The organism is Mucilaginibacter rubeus, from assembly GCF_014643835.1.
GTDB classification, from domain to species: Bacteria; Bacteroidota; Bacteroidia; order Sphingobacteriales; family Sphingobacteriaceae; genus Mucilaginibacter; species Mucilaginibacter rubeus.
Genome location: NZ_BMKD01000013.1, coordinates 1 through 18573, shown reverse-complemented (window position 1 = coordinate 18573; position 18573 = coordinate 1). Strand labels below are relative to the sequence as shown.

Genomic DNA, 18573 nt, shown 5'->3' with positions numbered 1-18573 from the left:
AAAATTTATCAAAATCATGCTTTTGGGCAAGTTGTTAATTTTAATTTGACAAGCTCGTAATAGAACACGTGTTTAAAATCCGCGATTCTATATCGATATTTAAAATAGTTTGATCAAATAATAGCGAAAATACCTGATCAAACTTGTGGGAATACCTGGTTAGTGTAACCTGCCGCTTTCATCTTCTGCACCTTTCGACCTGTTCCTTGCGGCTTTTATCTGCGACCGGCCGAATTTATAGGAGAACCCGATCTTAAATACCTGGGATTCGGGCTGTTGTGTGGATACCAGACTTAAGCCCGAATAATAACTCCGGCTCGTTAATTTGAGCATATGAAACAGATCGCTGAATGAAAGCCGGAGACTTGCCCTGTCATTGAACAGGGATTTCTTCGCGCCGAGATCTATTTCCCCAACGCTGGAGTTTTTGAGTACGCCATAAACCTCCGGGGTACGGTAGAAAAATGACAGCTCTGTAGAAAACGAAGGTGTGATTTTAAAAGTAGATGAACCGTTTGCGCTAAACGTGGTTACACTGTTGTTCACCGTTCCGTTTGGCAAACTTCCTTTATAATTCTGATAATATAGATTGGTGTTGACAAATAAGCTCCACCACCTGTTAATATCAAGAGAAGAAGATAGGCTGAACGTCACACTTTGGTTGTCCCCGATGTTCTGATAGCTGGAAATGATTCTGTTATTGCTCGTACTATCTGTCAGCGGAGAAACTACGTTTGTCGTTTTCATATAGCCAACCGAAGCAATCAGATACTGTTGCCAGGCGTAAGCCAATTGAAAGCTGTTTGAATACTCAGGTTTCAGGAAGGGGTTTCCCTGAAAAAAAGTCAACTCATCCATACGGATTTGAAAAGGGTTGAGGTTTTGGTAATTGGGACGCTGGATCCTCCTGCTGTAGCTCAGACTAAAGCTATGGTGATCATTTTGTTTGAAAGCAATGGATGCCGTCGGAAACAGGTTAAAATAGCTGCGCTTGACCACCTCATTACCATTGCTGGTCAATGTAGTAAGCCTTCCGTCTGACGATGTCTGCTCCCCTCTCAGCCCTGCCTGATAGGTCCATTTCTTTAAAGTTATATTGTAATTGAGATAAGCGGCACTAACCTTTTCATTATAATCGAAGAAGTTGGTGAGTTCCGGATTGATCACATTTTCCCCGTTAATTACGTTATAGCTGTTGAAATCATTTTTAGAGTCAACGGCGCTAAACTTTGCGCCTGTTCCGAATGTCCCTTTAAACAGTTTTTGCTCATAATCTATATTGGCGGCATAGACATTGATTTTAGTTGGCGCGTTGATGAAATATATCAAAGGGTCGGACAGGGGATTACCGGCAGCATCCGTGTATTGGTTAGGCTGGGAACTGAGTTCTTTTCTATCAAGCAAAATATAGTTAAAGTTGCTGGTCAAGGTTCTACCGCTTGTATCGGTGTATTGATAATTGAGGTTATAGTTGTAGTTATTCCTTTTGATCAGCCTGTTGTTTTTAGCGGTTAATATGGAATCAATGTTTCCCGGACCGTCAGAAATAATCGTGTTGCCAGAAATATTATCATTATTACGGCCATTGGAACCATTAAAAAGGAAACCTAACGTATTTTTGTTATCGATAAAATAATCCACTCCTGCTTTATAAGAATGGTTTTTGTTTCCGTCGAATTCATCAGAGCGCTGATTAAATGTTGCCTGGGTGCCGTTTACTTCCTGGCTTCTAAGGATAGAGGTCTTGGTTTTATATACGCCGTCGTCATAGCCATAACTTCCATAAACATTGAACTTCTCAGATCGGTAATTCCCGTCTATCCCTCCATTAAATTTAGAGGTGTAGCCTTGGGTCCCGTTCAGGTTTAAAGAGCCATTAAAGCCAAAGTTCTTGTTCTTTTTCAATTTGATATTAATGATCCCGGCAGTTCCGGCGGCGTCAAACTTAGCGGAAGGATTACTTATGATTTCAATTTGATCGATATTAGCTGCGGGGATATTTTTCAAGACACTGGCCAGGTCCCCTCCTCCCAGGTACGTCGGCCGGCCGTTGATCATGATCTGCACACCTGAATTTCCTTTTAAGGATACGATATCGTTGTTAGATACTGCAACGCCCGGAGCCCGCTTGAGGACTTGCAGCGCATCTTCTCCGACCCCATTGATACTATTACCTACATTGAAGACCAAACGGTCGCTTCTCAATTCAATAATTGGTTTTTTAGCGACAACGCTAACTTCCTGTAAAACCTTGGTAGCGGCAGTAAGCGTTATTTCCGGGAGCTGGATAGCCGTTTTATCACCGACAATGACAGCTATCGATACACTGTCAAGTCCCATTGATTTAATATCGGCAATATACTCGCCCTTATTTTCAACCGAAAGCCTGAAGCTTCCGTCAGCCGCCGAAACCGCTGATTGAATTATTTTGGTGTCGTCGCGTTTTCTTATACTGATGGTCGCGAACTCAACCGGATTATTCTTGACATCCACCAGGCGCCCGGAAATTTCATATGAAGCCTGCATATCCTTTGGCTCCAATAAAATATTCTTATCCATCAAACGGAAAGACAATGCGGTATTTTCAAGCAACACATTTAATAGTTTCTCTACAGTCGTTGTAACTTGGACCATATTAAGGTTGGTAAATTGATCAACGTACGACTTCCTGTAAAAAAATCTAAACGGGGTCTGACTTTCAATTTTCTTGAAAGCACCTTCCATACTCTCGTGATTGAGCGCTATGGTAACCTTCGTATCAGAAATATTATCTTCCCTTGCAGACATCGCGTGGAGGGGCTGTACATCTGCAAAAACCAGCATTACAATAACAGTAAAGGCCATCAATAGCCATTTCGCGAAATCTCCTGAAGATTCACTTCCGGGTGCCACACTATTTTGTTGTTGTTTTCGCATTAATTGTTTTTTATATAGGATAGATAGCATAACGTTTGGAGGATTGATCAAAAATCTGTTTCTAAATTGAGTAATAAATATTATTACCCCTGCACTTATTTAATATTTTTAATTTTTAATATTGTTTTCAAAGATCAGGATGCTTCCATCTGCTTCTTTTTTGTAACAAGCATGGTTGAAAGCACACAAAACTTTAAGGATATCTTCTAAATCATTTCCCCGTAGGGCAGTACCCGAAAAAACGGAACTTTTTATTTTGTCATTTTGAAAGCGAATGATGACCCTGAACCTTTCCTGTAGCTTTATTGCCGCCTGGCCAAATGTTACATCGTTAAAATTCAGATCGTTTTCCAGCCACTTTATGACTTCCGCAGCATTAATAGCGGATTGGCTGTATTGATGATTGGCCGTGTTAAAAATGACTTGCTCGTTAGTGTTCAGAAAACCGATGAGTTTGTTCCCTTCGCTCACCTTGACCCTTCCCCTGGCAACTGTTACTATTACTTTATTTGAACCACCGCCTGATTTTATATTGAATGCAGTTCCCAAAACAGTAACGTCAACCTTACCGGTGTGTACCAAAAATGGTTTTGATGGTTGATGCTGAACATCAAAGTATGCTTCTCCTGTTAAAAAAACCTCCCGGGTTTTCACGTTGAAGTTTTCGAGGTACCGCAAAGTTGCACCTGAATTAGCCCAAACTTTGCTTCCGTCATGGAGAACGACTTTGTGATTTCCTGTCAGGGGGATTTTAAGCCCTTCTGATGTTTGTTCTACCGGTCCGTTTTTTATCGAAACCATTTTAGCGGTTAAAACGAGAAAAGCAAGAAACACGGCTGCAATAGCCGCCCATCTTACAACAGGGCTGGCGCCCGGTCTTTTAATGTTTCTTTCGGGGGCTAAAATATGGCTTTCAACATCCCTGAATAAAGAGTTCAACCATTCTTTCCGGGAAGCTTCATCCAGACGCTTCCAATAATTATTGAGGTTATAATGCTCCAGCCAATACTCCAACATTTCGTTTTCAGTCGGCGTAGTTTGCCCTTCTAGGTAGCGTGTTAATAATTCGGCGATATCGTTCCGGCTCATACTGATGCATTTTCACAGTAGTCGGATGAAACGTGTGATAGTACTATAACAATTTTTGTTTTTTTTGCAGAATTATTCTAGCTAGAGGAGAAAATAGGGTAACAACAATATCAGGCTGATATATTTGATTGATTGACGGAGGTATTTTAGTGCGCTGCCTAATTGATTTTTCACAGTTTGCTGGCTTAAATTCAACATCGTCGCAATTTCGCTGATCGTATGGTTCTGGTGTCTGCTCAGCTTATAAATCAAGCCAACTCTGGGGGATAAATTGTCGACCAGCTTAACGAGCGCCAGCGACAATTCTTCGGCCTCTATCTGCGATTCAACAGAGGGTTCATACATATCCGCCAATGACTGCAACAATGATTCATAGGACCTTTTTGAAATATTCCGCCTGATAATATCTACTATTTTGTAACGTACAGCGCGAAATAAATAAGACTTTAAATTATCGTGTACATCAAGCGATCGCCGATTTTCCCAAAACTTGATAAAAAAATCGTGTAAAAGATCCCTGGCTTCATCCATATCATGGAGTTTCGACATCGCAAAACCGGTTAAACTATCACCATAGCGCCTGTAAATTTCTGTAAATGCCTCTTTACTGTCCTTTTTAAGGAGAGTGATCAGATCTTCGTCAGTGATTGCTTTTATATAGGCCATATGTGCGGTTTGTTCGATTATCACAAATGCGATGAGGAGCTTGTCTACAACCGCTTCAGTGCGATTCGGCAATGGGGTGCGCCACATTACATCAGGACTTTTGCTCATGCAGTAAAAACACGCCCGCTGCGCAAGTCATCGTTTATTTCCAAGATTAATAATTAGTATATTGGTTATAAAAGACTTTACACCAACAGCGTTTCTGGCGTTACCAACAACAGGATGGGGCATGCAGGAAAAACGATAAGGCAGATCTTCAACATTTCTTTGGCATTACCGAAAAAAGGACAAAATATATGCGGTAATATGATCAGGGGACGTTATTCTTTTAACCGTTCATTCAGATAATCACAGAGACGTAAGAACAACCTGTTTTTTACAAGTTCGAGGCGCTGCATAAAACTTTGTTTCAGTGGCTTATTCTTCCAGTTTAAATATTGCTGATACTGGGTATCATCATTACAGCAGTTTACAAGATGCAGCGCGAGTTCCTTTACAGATGAAAAGGAACTGACATTTACATAACAATGATCGCCAGGAGCGAAATCATCGATATTGGGCGCCCCGAGATATACCGGGACAGACCCGGCAATTAGTGGTTCAAAAAATTTTTCGGTAACATAGTCTTCGGCAATTGCATTTTCAAATGCGATCGTAAACTTATATTGGGATATTATTTGCGCTTTCGTTGACGGGCCCTGGTCTCCCTCAAGGGACTTATTATTTAACTGCTTGCCATATGAATCGATTTCGATGAAACCCATCAGCTCGCTGAGTATCCTCAACCTATCGCTTTTATCAAATCCACTTGATATAAATGCGTTAACATTATGATGTTTTGAAACAGGTGCGTTCAAAACCTGCTTCGCATATCCCGGGTACAAATAAGGTACAGGGATGTCTGATTTATTACTATATGTCATTGTGATCTCGAAAAGATCCCTTATTGCTTTCTCCGAGTGCCATTCATAGTGTAAGTTGCATTCCATAGAAAAGAACACCCATAATTGGGTTTCTCTTTTTTGGGATTTTAGCGCCTCCAGTTCAGCTTTATCCATATTGGGCATATGAAAAACAACTACATCGGCCTCATTAAAATGAGCTCTTTGATTAATTAACTCGAATCCATCACGAACTAAAATGGAAGGAAGGTTCCATTCCATTTCCCAAAAGTTGTTGTACAAAAGGATCTTGGTTTTCATTTTTTGATCGAAATAAAACACGTTTGTATTTTACTGTAAATTCAAGTTTGCGCCTGAATCAATTATCAAGAGGTGCTTTCCGGATATTAATTTCTGTGACCAGGTATTTCATGATCACGAAATAAACCATGAATTCCTGTTCACGCTGACTGGAAACAAAGAGCCGGTTGAGGTGCATATGGATAATATCGGCAGCAAACTTGCTCTTTCTTGCTTCTGTTTTTTCGCCTGAAGACAAATATTCATTGATCTCACTGTCCATCAGATTTTTAAACCTGATAAGCTTTAGCTCCCCCAAAAAAGTTTCTTTTCGTAATAAATCATATACTTCCCCTTTGATTTCCCTGAACTTCAAATCCATTTCATATTTCAATAGCTTAGGATCATCATATTCCGTGTAAAAATTATTGATAACAGTGCATGCGAAAACATACTGCGTTTGAATGTCAGGGAAAAACTGCCGGATGATCTGCAGTGTGGAAATCAGCCCTAAATTATAATATGGGTACCTGAAACCAGGCAATTGGGTCTTCCTGATATAGTGCAATATAAATAATGAGCTTGCGTGAAAAATACGCTCGGCCACCTGTATAGTATCTGCACCATATCGTTCTATTTCCCTTTTGTACATATCGGCCTTGTAATCCCTTACTACATTAAAATTTAAACTCTCCGATAGCCGGGACCTGAGCCTGACCAGCAGATCGGAAATAAATTTTTTGTCTTTTACCAATAAACGCAGGCGAATATGAAAATCAGGATCAGTATAGCGGATGAAGAACCAGGTTTCTGCTTCTTTATTTATTATATCTTTTAAAAATGGCAACAGATATTTAGTAAGCAAGAGGTTACTTGTAGAGGGCTGGCAGTATATTTTTAAAAAAAGCCACTGACTACCCAGTACAAAATCTCTTTCAGGGATGCTTTTGGGGAACGGTGTCAGATCCTGCTTCTTGTAAACGGAATTACTATTGATCAAAGCTGCTACAAACTGATGGGCAAGGGCCTTTTTATCTGGGTTTATCACAACTGGCATCGCAGACAAATACTCCTGGATGATCACCGGAAAGTTTCCCTTTATGGATCTTAAAAAAAATAAAGATTCATCCCTATGGCCTAAATCAAATGTCAACAACTGGTCCGAACGTTTGATGGATAGCTTCTCCGGAATTTTCTTGGTTTTCAGAAACCGCGCAAGTTCATCAAGATTATCATCATCATTTTTATCTGTAAGGCTTACAATTTCTTCTACAGATAACTTCCACATGGCCAGACTAATAATTACATCCTTGTAACGTATCCTCGGATAATAACTCAAATCCGGTAAAACCCTTTCAAAGTCCAGTTTGAGCGAAGTTTGTAAACCTTGATACTGCAGATCTCCCAAAAGCCGGCAGATCCCCAACTGGTTGCTTTGATAATTATAAGCCGAACTTATCCTCGGAATGATCCTTTTTTTCAGTTTTTTTGATTCCAGGATCAACTCATCATTGATAACGGATAAATACATATCCGACAATAACAGCTGATTTGCTGTTTCAAGGTTAGAAACGGTGTTGACGGGTATTTCATAAATGTATACAGGCTCCCGCCTGTTTATATTGTCAATATGCGAGTTAACAATGCAATTGACTTCGGCAAAAACAACTTCCGGGTTGTTATCCTGTTCGGCCCGGGCTATTTGTTTATTAACTTCGAGCAGATCGGCATTGCAAATAGTGAACCGCCCGGTAATAGCGGTAGCTGAAACTCCCCCTATCGCTTCAAGGATCAAATTGCAGGGTGTTAACGAAAACATTACTGAGATTGACGGTGGCAAGGGCAGGTTATTTCCCTGATCATCAATACTCAGGTCTTCGTCGGCAATTAAAATCTCCTGGCCGGGATAAAGGTTCAGACATTTGCCCGACAAAAGCTTGTGGACAGGTGTCCAATTGATCAAAGCTTCTTCGACTGCCTTACGTTTAAAAAAAATGTTTTCCGTAAGGCTATCTTCATTCAAGGAAAATGCCCGTCCATCGTAGTCAATACCAATGTCCGGATCCAAAGCCTGGAGCAACGGAATTTTCCGGCCTTCAAATTTGGTTTTGAATTTCCCGATAAAAGTATTCAATGCAGGTGGCTTGCTGCCGGTAGTCAAACGCTGGAGCAGAGGAAGGACATCCATGATCTGTTGCTGATAGCGGACGTCCAGGCCTCCGCTTGCGGTCCGTTCCAGCACCGAATAAAAGAACCGTTTTCCTATCTTCATTTCTTTGCCGGGAAATATTTTTTCAATACCATCTGTGAGACTTTGTAAAGTAAGGGGATCAGGGAATGAAACACTACTCATTTCTGCCAGTATTTCCCGGCTTTGCTTTATAGTTGAGGGGTTCCCCTCATTTACACAATCCAATAACTGCAAAAAATAATCTTTCCCTAATACGCTACCTTCCATTGCTGAAAGAATTAGCTTAGATTCACTGAGCATATGAATGTAGGCCGCCGCGTCCAGACGGCTAAAACTAAATTCATCTATCAAATAAAGGATCAACTCATCGAATGATTGCCGTTTTGATCTTAGCAATTTGATGATTGCGCTGATCACCCTGTTATTTTCAACAGCACTTAAATGAGACGAGGTCCTGCTATTGCCGTCGGCAGGCATTGTCCTGATATATCTTAATTCCTTATTGAGGCGGTAAACGGTGGGGTTAACCGCCCAGGCTCCGAAATAACCAGTTCCCTGCCGCAGTTTTTCCGTTAGTTTCAACGTTAGCTCGTGATCGACGAAAAGATGTAATTTCGAAGTCGTTTTATCCTGGAGCGTAATTTGATCAGCATGGTCCTGCCAGTTAAGTATACTGAACGAAGCAAATGCGCCAAAGGGTGTTGAACGAAAACTCATCCTGTTATAGTAACTCCAAATCGTTTTTTTTTCCTTATCTGAAAGCAAGGCGTAAGAAAAATCCTTTTTTTTCAGGTGTTCATAGAATTCATAATTCGCTAAAAAAATACTGCTTTGAAAAAAACTTATTTTCAGTAATTCCACTAAACGCGTTTCATTATAATTTTCGGAACTTAAAAGAGGGGCACGTAAAAAAACTTTCGGGTGAAACGTAAACATAAGATCAGATCTATTCTTGGTTATATATCACTCAAAATAACCAGAGTCTGAATAAATATCAAATAATATTTACGATAGCACTTTAAATAGTATTTTATGCGGGCTTTTGCGCCCCATATAGCACAGGGTTTAAATCCGGATTGTTGTACATTTTCATTTGCCGGTAGATCTTCATAACCTTGAGCCCTTTTTGTATATCGGCCAGTAGTTTATCCACGCTTTTGGACAAATCTGCAATTTGTTCATTTAAAATGATCAGCTTATTCTTACAGGTGTTAATATGTAAAGTATCAACGTCCTCTCTGAACAATTGCTCGTTCATATGAAAAGCTTTAATACAAAGAATGCAAAGCCTGTCAACAGCCCAGGCAGGGCTTTCGGTATTCATTTCAGCAAAATTTACAGGCACAATGCCGTCAAATTGCTTTCCGAAGGTCTCGTCAATACACTCAACTATGTCATTTCTGACTTGATTGAGCTGATCTATCTGCCTTTTTAATTCCAATGCATGTTGGGGCTCTATTTCAGGGAGCCTGATATCGTCTTCCTTATGCCATTGCACCAAATCTGTCCAACATTTATCGTAAAGTAATTGTTCCAAGTTTGTGTGCCTGTACCGGTCACTCAGGTTTATTTTTTGAGGGTTTGTTTCGCTATGATAATCGTTTATCGCAGCAGAAAAAATACGGATTGCCGATGATGCAAAATTAGGATTCATAGTATTACTTGATTAGTTTAATATTATTTGCGCAATAAGATCAAATACCCTGGTTGCTGGATCCTGCCGGGGTTAGTGGCTGGCGGGATACTTTCTTTTTAAAATATGCTGTAAAAACGCCCGGCGTTATTTGTTGAAGCGGCAGGCTCTGTTCACAGTAAGATTCGATCCCGTCATCAAACAATGCCAAGTCCCTGAACTCACCCTCCGCTACATCCTTTGATTTTGAGTAAACAATGCACCTGATCAATGTCCCGGTCCACCAATGCTTGGGATGGTAGTACCGCTGCAACTCTTTCCAGTTTCCTGTATAAACGATCAGGTCTGGTAATAGAGACTTTTTGATCTCCTTTTGATTAAGCTTATGTTGATAAACACCATTGGCAAGGTGCATAACGCCTGTGCAGGGGCCCATGACCAATTTCACCTGGGGATGTGCGATCATACTCATGGCCTGTCTTAAGCCACGGCCTTCGAAAACAATAACTTTTTTCCAAATATTTTCCTGAAGTTCTGACCTTAATTTTTGTGACAGGTTTTGTTTATCCTCATCAAATAACAATACTTTATTATTTTCCTGGGAAGCAACGATGCGGATCAGTTCGGTTGCCATGGCTTCTGTGAGCATCTTTGTCCCGGCCGAGGAATTGAAAACCAGTACATTCAGGCATTCGCCGGTTCTCAGGCCTTTTTCAGCAAGCCAGGCGGCCGCCCAATTTTTTTCAACCTCCCTGAGCATTATTTCAGCATCTCGCTTATTTTGAAGCATCAGGGCAATAGGGTCCACTCCGGCAATACGTTTATCGTATAAATATTTATAGTTCAGCGCAGAAAACTCGCTAACTTGTTTGATAAACGTGTTAACGTAACTGTATAAACTTACCTGATTGAAAAAATGGTTCTTATGGGAAACGATATAGAATAATAAATAGATGACTGAATCGTTTTCACACAACACCAGGTCAAAATCATGAAAAGGTAATTCCTCGAATGAACTGTTGATTATATTTATCCTTGCATCGAAATCATCGCTGAAAATATTCGTGATCTTTTCTATTTTTTCCTGACTGCGGCAGTTCACGGTTATCGTGGCATCCGGATAAGCGCTGAGTATATTTTTTCTGATATTTTGAAGCCAGAAGTAGGTATCACCAATGTAAAACTTGCGCTTTTGATCGTCGATCAGGAGGATACGTTTAAAATTTCCGCCGGAGCGCGCCGTATTTAAATCAACGATCGTTTGAATTAAGTTCTGGTACAGCGCTTCCTGTTGTAAAGTGTTAAACCCTAAATAGTTTGAAAAAAGAGTTTCTTTAAATTTCTTTATTCTCTCTTTTTCCGCCGCGTCAAACCCTATGGTGTTTATAAAAGTGTTCAGGTCTGTAAATACGCTTTGCCGGTTCTTTTCGTTTGTATCTTTCATAGATGCAAATACCGGGAGCTCATCATCTCTGAGCCGGCTCTTTACGTCAAGCTCGGCAGCCAGTTTCAATAGTAGCTGATGCTCGTATTTATGGTAAAAAATGATCAGATCATAACTCAGAAGATCAATATTTTCTAAAGTATTTTTAGAGAGGTACGGATTAATAAAACTGATAGGTTCACTATTGCTTTTCCATAAGGTATCATAATCAGTCATTATTTCATCCAATACGGTTACCTTAGTGACATTTGTTTTAACCTGGGAGAATATATAGATAGGGATGTACAATTGTGTGATCATCTGGATATCCACATTACATTGTGTGATCAGATCACAAAGGCCGCAAACAACTAAAACTTTTTTTATCTGATCATGGGTACCAAGCGCGCTCTTGCGGCTTGCCAGCTGCTTGAGCATATCCATGTCCCGCTTATCGTGTAAATTCTCCATAAAGTGTTAATTATTGGTAAATAAAACCGGTAAACCTTCCTTAGCAAACGTTCCTTTTTCGATGGCATAAACGAAGTCAAAGGACTGGAGGGACGAAACCCGGTGCGTGATGATGATGACGATCGAATCCGTGTAATGCTTTTTTAAATTGTTAATGATCGAACGCTCGAGGCTTGGGTCAAGCGAAGCGGTGGCTTCATCGAAAATAATGATCTGTGGAGCCTTGACTAAAGCTCTGGCGATAGAAATACGCTGTTTTTGACCGTCTGATAATGTTGAGCCGGTGTCGGTGATCACAGAATCATAATTAACGATGCGGTGATCAAGAACCTCTTTAAACATGGCATGCTCAACCGCCTTGACCACATCCGCTTCACTGGCATCATCACTGCCGTATTTCAGGTTGGAAATAATAGTATCGCTAAACAACTGGTTTTCCTTTTCGATTAATCCGAGATTGGATGTCCAATTCTTTATCTGGCTGATACATACAGAATCATCGACTTTTATCATTCCCTCAGAGGGGGACAGGAAACCACAGATCAAATTAATTATTGTACTTTTCCCTGAACCGCTTGGGCCAATTATCCCGTAGATATGCCCCTTTTTGAATTCGGCATTTAGGCCTGACACGATTTCTTCTTCATCAATGCGGTAGGATACGTTCTCGAAAATCAATTTATCAAAAGCTATTCTGTCTTCAGCAAGAACTGCTTTATGGAGAACCGCAGCTTCTGTTTGATCAATCGGAAGATAAGGCAACACCCTTTCCATTGAAATAATTGCCTTATTGATCTGGTTATAGGTTCTCATGATATTTATTGCCGGCGAATAAAGCCTGTTGATATACTGGATAAAAGCAATTAATGCGCCCAGTGTCAATGCTCCGGCAAAAACACTTTTCCCGCCAATTATCAAAACCAGGATAGGTCCTATGGCGATAAAAAAAGTGACTATACTACCATTTATTGAACTGAAAAAAGTGCTGCTTTTATTACTGCTGTATATCTGCGAATTAATATTGAACAGCTTCTTGTTTTCGAAACTGAAAGCTTCATAGCTCTTTATGACCCTTATGTTTCTAAAGCATTGCAGAAAAAAATTATTCAATAAACCTTCCGATTCCTGAACCTCCTTAAAATGTTTTTGGATCAAAGGTGCAAATCTCCTGATGCTATACAGGATCATCGGGATGATGACCAAACTGATCAGCGTGAGTTTGAAGTTCAGAACCGAAAGCATGACGATGATACCGATAACTACGAACACATCGTTCAACAAACTCAATATTAAAGAAGATAATGTTGTTTGTATATTTCTTACATCGTCAATTATGGTAAAAAGCACGTCACCCGTATTGACATTTTTAAAGAAACCAATATCCTTTAAAAACAAGGAATTTAACATATCGATCCTGATCTTGCCTACTACATTCTGACTGATCTTGTTATCCAGGATATCAGTCCATAGATTGCATACGATCCTTAATATGTAAACCAGTACCAGTACCAGGAGTATCGTAATTAGCTGGGTAAAATCGCCTTGGGGGAAGATTTGGTCAATGATGATTTTCAGGACGTACGGTGTAGCCAGTGAACCCGCGCTTGAAATAATCATCAACACTATCAATAAGAAAATATCAAAAATATACGGCCTGAAATATTTAAGGTATCTGTTTATAAGCTTTAAAGACTTCCTGCTCTTCATTTTCATTCCTGTTTATATCCAATCCGCGGCCTGCCGGGGGCTCCAATTAATTAAGACTTTTTCTCCTGACCGTTTTCATTGTCTTTCTTTATACTTAAAGGCAAAGGTGAACCTGGAACTGACACACTCGCGGGTAGGTACAGCGCCTTTATGTTCAATAAAACCTGGAAATATTAAAAACCTCCCGGGTTTTGGCATTACTATATTTTCCGACTCATGGTTTTCGTAAAAAATTGTTTCCCCGCCCCAGCGATAGTCCCAGTCTTTATTGGCATAGTATAATACCGTAACATCCTTAGCACTTAAAGCGCAATCTCTATGCGGGTAAGCCATATCTCCGTAATGGCTCATATTAATATAGGAGCGTTGTAACAGGTACTCGCTGTCCGGGAAGAACTTTTGGAGCAGCTGCCTTGCAACAACTCCTACCCTAAGCGAGGTTTCAACCTTCTCTGGAATGAATTCGGCATTAAAGATACAATGTGCATCTCCGCGGTTATCCCTTTCCGTTCGTGTAAATGACAGATTAGTAACAAGGTTATAAAAATCATGAACCTCTTCTTCCGTAACAGCGTTATCAATCACATACATTGGCCGCTGTTCAATAGTGATGGTTTTAAATTCCATATATCAGGTCAATTTTTTATCGGTCATACCGGGCTTTAGCCCGGCCCATTTAAAGCTTTGGTAAGGAGTGCATTGATGATTTAATGTCCATGCACAGCACTCCGTTATCTATATCTAAAACAAATTATCACAGTATTTTAGGCCTGCATAAACACCTCAGCGTTTCCGGCTCCCTAAACTGAAGCCCTTGGAAAAACACTTTTCAACGGTTATCATTTCAGTAAGGAAGCGGCCGTATCTGCTGCGATACCGGTTATCATTTCCTGATAAAATATTGCGAAGGCCACGGCATATTCCTGGTTATGAGATAAGGATATATCATGATTGTTGAAACCTGATTCATCCAAAATATCTTTTATCTTCCCAGAAAAACTCAATGCCGGCGCCCCGTCCCTGTTTTTTACTATTTCAATATTTTTCCATTGTACACCATTGTTCCAACCTGTTTTGACGGCCTTCATGACAGCCTCCTTTGCCGCGATCCTAACTGCATAATGTTGGTACCTGTTAGGTTTAGAATCGCAATAAGCTATTTCTCGCGGGCTAAAAGCCCGTTTTAAATAACGCTCACCATGCTTTTCGATATTGCCTTTGATTTCAGCTATATGAACAATATCAACCCCCGATGTAATTTTTAGCATATTTTAATTTCACTGATCCTGTAAATTCCGTTTTATCCTGGCCGTCATGACATTTACATCTGTAAAAAACTCCAGATCGATGTCGTCATCATCCAGTTCAACATCAAATTCATCTTCAATTGTTGTAATGAATACAAGGGCCTGGCTGGATTCGCTGATTAACACATTAAGCTTATCATCGATCAGCATTGTATCTGAATTATGCAATTCAGGTTGAGCGTTGATCAGCTGATCAACGATGACCAGTAGTTTATTTTTGATTTCGGTATCGGTTAAATGGATTTGATCATTCATATGATGCGGTAGTTTTATTTAGGTTGATCAATTCTAAGAGGCTCTGATAGCTTTTAGGGCTTTTTTCCTTAAAGTATTCGAGCACCTCAGTGTAGTTTGAATCATTTATAAAGTTTTCGGTTAGCGACAAGCCTTTTTCAAGATTATAGACCGCGTGCCACCAATTACTTGGCGTGTAAATAATTTCACCTGGACGCTGCAGGGCCACAAGTGGTCGGGCATTTGCAAAGCCCGGAAATTTGTCCAGGTCGGGAAAAAAGGGGTTTACCGCCCCGTTATATAAATATTGCCGGTTGTCGGGCGGGTAAAAAAGCCATAGCTTGGCCCCGGAGATCACAGCGTTCCAAGCACTTGTATTCCAGATATCGAGGTGCAGCCGGGAAAAAGTACCTTTCGCTCCGATATACAACCAGGACAAAGTCGTTTTTCGCTGATTTGCAGGAATCATTTTATACCAACAATTAAAAATATCGGGGGCAGTATAGTGCGATTCCATTTTCGTTCCGAGATGAAATTTACAGTCCTTTAAATAATAGGGGTTGGCAGCCCGTGTCTTATTCATATACTGCAAATAATCTTCTAACAAGAAGGTACGGGAAATGGAGTCCTTATTGGAGTGTTTGCTTGCGTTCAACACCACCTGGCCAAATTCCTTTTTCAAAAATGAGCTGTCCCATAATTTAAAAGCTGGCCACTTTTCCATATAACCTTTCAGTTTAAATGGTGCTGATAGGTCCGCAGTATGAACATCGGCCTCTCCAACATGCTCATGACGGACGAAGTTTTGATACATCTTCATATTGCTTTATCTGATTATGTTTTATTTTTCATGAGAAAAAGTTTGTTATACATTTCAATATCTTTTCATCATTCTCCAAATCCATGATATCAAAAACAGGGGTCCCTAATTTGACAGAAAAATCATCCATGATAGCCCTCATCTCATCTTTTTCCAACACACGCGAATTCTTTACCCACATGTTATTGATATTCTTGAGCTCATTGTATACCGGGCTCATCGTACAAAACAAGCAAGTGCTGTTACAATAGTTTTTCACGGTTTGAATGGTTTGCTGTACCAGTTCAACAGTATCTGTAGGGTGGATAGTGCAAATAATAGCGTCGGGGCGCACCCCCAATAAATATTGTATCGGTGTTAGGATCGAACCCGCTTTAGAGGTATCCATATTGAAAGCCCTGGGCAAAATCCCCCCCTGGATACCCGTGATGATCAGGTCGGGCTTATTATAGTGCTGGATCCCTCTCAATATCGTTTCTATGTTACTTGTCCAGTCTCTGAACTTGATTTCAACGTTCGCGTTATGCCCGAATGGAAAGGTAAAGGCCGAACCGACTACTGCGCCCTGGGGTTCAGTAGAAAGCTGGGAAACACGATACCCCTGCGCTGATAATATTTCCTTTACCCTCATTTGGTTAGTGAACTTACCCTGTTTACTCCCCGTACCCACACAAGCCAATACTGAAGTCTGGATCTTAGGCAAGTGACGGAAATTTTTTATATCATCAACTACTGCTTTCCTGACGGAGGTAAAGTGAATTTTGCCGGCATATTCTGGATATATTTCTTTTACAAGCCGGTTCAGGTGATCGAATACATCATTATCAAAAACGATGAAGTTTTTGTTACTCAGTATGCAGCTTTTCAATAACCTGTTCCCGAAAATAATATTTGACTCTACCGGAATATCAAGGAAATAGCCGATCACGATAGTATCGAACAAATCGAGTTCCTCTTTTCCCGGCTCCCTATTAATAGCCAAAAAAACCGATGCTGAAGCGCTGGTTTTGCCAGTGGTTGATGAGATACTTCTGGGATAATCGATAGACAAGACCAATTCTCCGCGGATCTGGTTCCTAAACTCGATTATCGTTCTGATCTCCTTTTCAGAAGAGGGGAATACAGCTATTTTTTCAGCAAAATCAATCTTAGCGGGTGTAAACAAATTCCTGCCCAAAACATCCTGCTCTGCCTGGTTCAGCTGTCTTGTTCCTGAACTGATGATATCATAATTTTTAGAGATATAAATAAATTCCGCGAGATCTTTTGAACTGTTACTAATGATCAGCGCCTTTAATTCTTGCTCGTTTTTTGGGCCATTGTCTATAATCAAACGAGATAGGATTCCGGTAAAATGAGCTGTAGCGTAACTGGTTCCCGACGATATCTTGTAGCCGTTATCAGCCCAGGCAATCCTTTGCAGGCCACCTTTCGCTAACACCTTGGTTTTTTTGTTCTCATTATAACTGTACTCATTTTTGTTTTTGACAAGTCCGCAGCCTACCGAATACACAAAAGGAAAATGGGCAGGAAAGCACTCCACGTGCGGAAAATTATGAGATGAAGCAACGATAAGAACCCCTGATTCAGAAAGCGTTCTGCAGGCATTGAATAAAGCGGAGGACGGAGTGCTTACGGCTATTCCCATGCTGATATTGACCACCCTTAGCCCCTCAATGTTAAGACAATGCTTGATACCTTCTGTTAAAAGCTGTTCGCTGATCTTTCCTCCGGCAGCAAATAGCCTGACACTATGAAGTTCGGCTTCAGGCACTATCTTATGAATGATCGACGCTATAGCAGTTCCATGGCCCGTCGCATCCATATGCGGATCTGTACCCAGGCTATATAAATTCCCGTCGCTCTCTTTGATAGTATAGCCAATAACTTTACTATCGAGCAAACGTGTATGGCCAGCATCAACGCCTTCGTCTATTATCGCGATTTTAATCATTGGATTTCTTATTGAGCGTTAACGAAAAAGCATAATTGTCTGACCCGTCATACACATGATCCAGTTCGTCTATTAATTTCAAGTACTTTTTATAGTTTTTGAACCCCTGGGACAATGTCAGCCCCTCCCCTACATTTTTTGAATACGGGTATTCGGTGGTAAGGCCGGATCCTAAATGCTGAGTTTTTTGATTATAAAGTGCGATGAAATGCTTGATTATGCCATCGTCGGGGCCCGGTACTTTGTTATAGTCAAAAATTATACTAAAGATTGGAAACGGTTCACCGTTATCGATGCTCAGTGGAAAGTCTTTTTTAGCTACCTCTATCCTCTCGACCGCTGCGTAAATCGAAATGTTGTTCTCCAGAATATTTAGCGCGATAGAGAATGCCTCTTCGAAAAAAAACGGCTGTAAAAAACAGCTTACCCTGACGAAATATTTGAACTTTCCAGATATCGCTGTAAATGCGGCAGGAATATGCTCAAATTCAGCCGATTGAAGTTTTTCGAGAAAAGGATATCCGAATGTTTTAATGGATCGGGTTATTTCCGCTGCGTAATCGTAGGTAGCAAATGAATTCCCCCCCTCGATCAGGTACTTCCAGTTTTTTAGTACTGTGTTGATCTCAACAGCCCGTGCCCCTGAAAGCATTCCGGATGCCTTGATTGCTGAGAGGCATTTGATACAAAAATCACACAAATTATAGCTGGCATTATTGAGCAGCTCCAGGCCATCTATCCGTTGTTTTTTAAGCTGCGGCAAATCTATCAACGCACTTACAAGTTCGATGCTGTAATTATTGGTATATCCTTTATGAAATAGTGTATTCCCTGCGATAAACCGCTCAATATATTCTTCCTGCGATGTAAGTGTATTTTCCATATCAATTGATTTGCTGGGTGGCCCCGAACGGGTTATTTATTAGAATGCCCTGTGTTAACTTTATTTGTATGGCCGGGAAAGATGATCAGGTCAGGTCT

General features: G+C 40.5%; 14 protein-coding genes. All 14 read right to left on the bottom strand.

Annotated elements, in window-relative coordinates:
* Nucleotides 1-159: 159 nt before the first annotated feature.
* The 14 genes from IEX80_RS26785 to IEX80_RS26720 all read right to left on the bottom strand — a co-directional run bounded on the left by IEX80_RS26785 (nt 160) and on the right by IEX80_RS26720 (nt 18475).
* Nucleotides 160-2916, bottom strand: a complete 2757-nt coding sequence (locus tag IEX80_RS26785; RefSeq protein WP_188834730.1) for a TonB-dependent receptor — start codon at nt 2914-2916, stop codon at nt 160-162.
* 108 nt (nt 2917-3024) lie between these two features.
* Complete coding sequence (locus IEX80_RS26780; protein WP_188834729.1) at nt 3025-4005, bottom strand: FecR family protein; 981 nt, start codon at nt 4003-4005, stop codon at nt 3025-3027.
* Nucleotides 4006-4086: 81 nt separating this feature from the next.
* Entirely contained in the window at nt 4087-4779 is a 693-nt protein-coding gene (locus tag IEX80_RS26775; protein WP_188834728.1) for an RNA polymerase sigma factor, read from the bottom strand.
* 212 nt (nt 4780-4991) lie between these two features.
* On the bottom strand, nt 4992-5873 hold the full coding sequence (locus IEX80_RS26770) for a glycosyltransferase family 10 domain-containing protein (protein ID WP_188834727.1): 882 nt from the start codon (nt 5871-5873) through the stop codon (nt 4992-4994).
* Nucleotides 5874-5931: 58 nt separating this feature from the next.
* Entirely contained in the window at nt 5932-8979 is a 3048-nt protein-coding gene (locus IEX80_RS26765) for a lantibiotic dehydratase (RefSeq protein ID WP_229701778.1), read from the bottom strand.
* 94 nt (nt 8980-9073) lie between these two features.
* Nucleotides 9074-9697, bottom strand: coding sequence for a DUF4254 domain-containing protein (locus tag IEX80_RS26760; protein ID WP_188834725.1), 624 nt, complete (start codon nt 9695-9697; stop codon nt 9074-9076).
* A 40-nt stretch (nt 9698-9737) separates the two neighbouring features.
* Nucleotides 9738-11570, bottom strand: a complete 1833-nt coding sequence (locus IEX80_RS26755) for a glycosyltransferase family 9 protein (RefSeq protein ID WP_188834724.1) — start codon at nt 11568-11570, stop codon at nt 9738-9740.
* A 6-nt stretch (nt 11571-11576) separates the two neighbouring features.
* Nucleotides 11577-13277: an ABC transporter ATP-binding protein gene (locus tag IEX80_RS26750; protein ID WP_188834723.1), complete on the bottom strand. Its 1701-nt coding sequence runs from the start codon at nt 13275-13277 to the stop codon at nt 11577-11579.
* A 75-nt stretch (nt 13278-13352) separates the two neighbouring features.
* Entirely contained in the window at nt 13353-13904 is a 552-nt protein-coding gene (gene flmC / locus IEX80_RS26745; RefSeq protein ID WP_188834722.1) for a FlmC family 2OG-Fe(II) oxygenase, read from the bottom strand.
* Nucleotides 13905-14116: 212 nt separating this feature from the next.
* Nucleotides 14117-14545, bottom strand: coding sequence for a holo-ACP synthase (gene acpS, locus IEX80_RS26740; protein ID WP_188834721.1), 429 nt, complete (start codon nt 14543-14545; stop codon nt 14117-14119).
* Between the two features lie 9 nt (nt 14546-14554).
* A complete protein-coding gene (locus IEX80_RS26735) occupies nt 14555-14839 on the bottom strand; it encodes a hypothetical protein (RefSeq protein ID WP_188834720.1) in 285 nt (94 codons plus the stop codon).
* Complete coding sequence (locus IEX80_RS26730; protein ID WP_188834719.1) at nt 14832-15638, bottom strand: cupin-like domain-containing protein; 807 nt, start codon at nt 15636-15638, stop codon at nt 14832-14834. The genes IEX80_RS26735 and IEX80_RS26730 overlap by 8 nt, the downstream gene beginning before the upstream one ends.
* 28 nt (nt 15639-15666) lie before the next feature.
* Nucleotides 15667-17592, bottom strand: coding sequence for a S8 family serine peptidase (locus tag IEX80_RS26725; protein WP_188834718.1), 1926 nt, complete (start codon nt 17590-17592; stop codon nt 15667-15669).
* A complete protein-coding gene (locus tag IEX80_RS26720; RefSeq protein WP_188834717.1) occupies nt 17585-18475 on the bottom strand; it encodes a hypothetical protein in 891 nt (296 codons plus the stop codon). Before IEX80_RS26720 ends, IEX80_RS26725 begins: the two co-directional genes overlap by 8 nt.
* Nucleotides 18476-18573 lie beyond the last annotated feature (98 nt).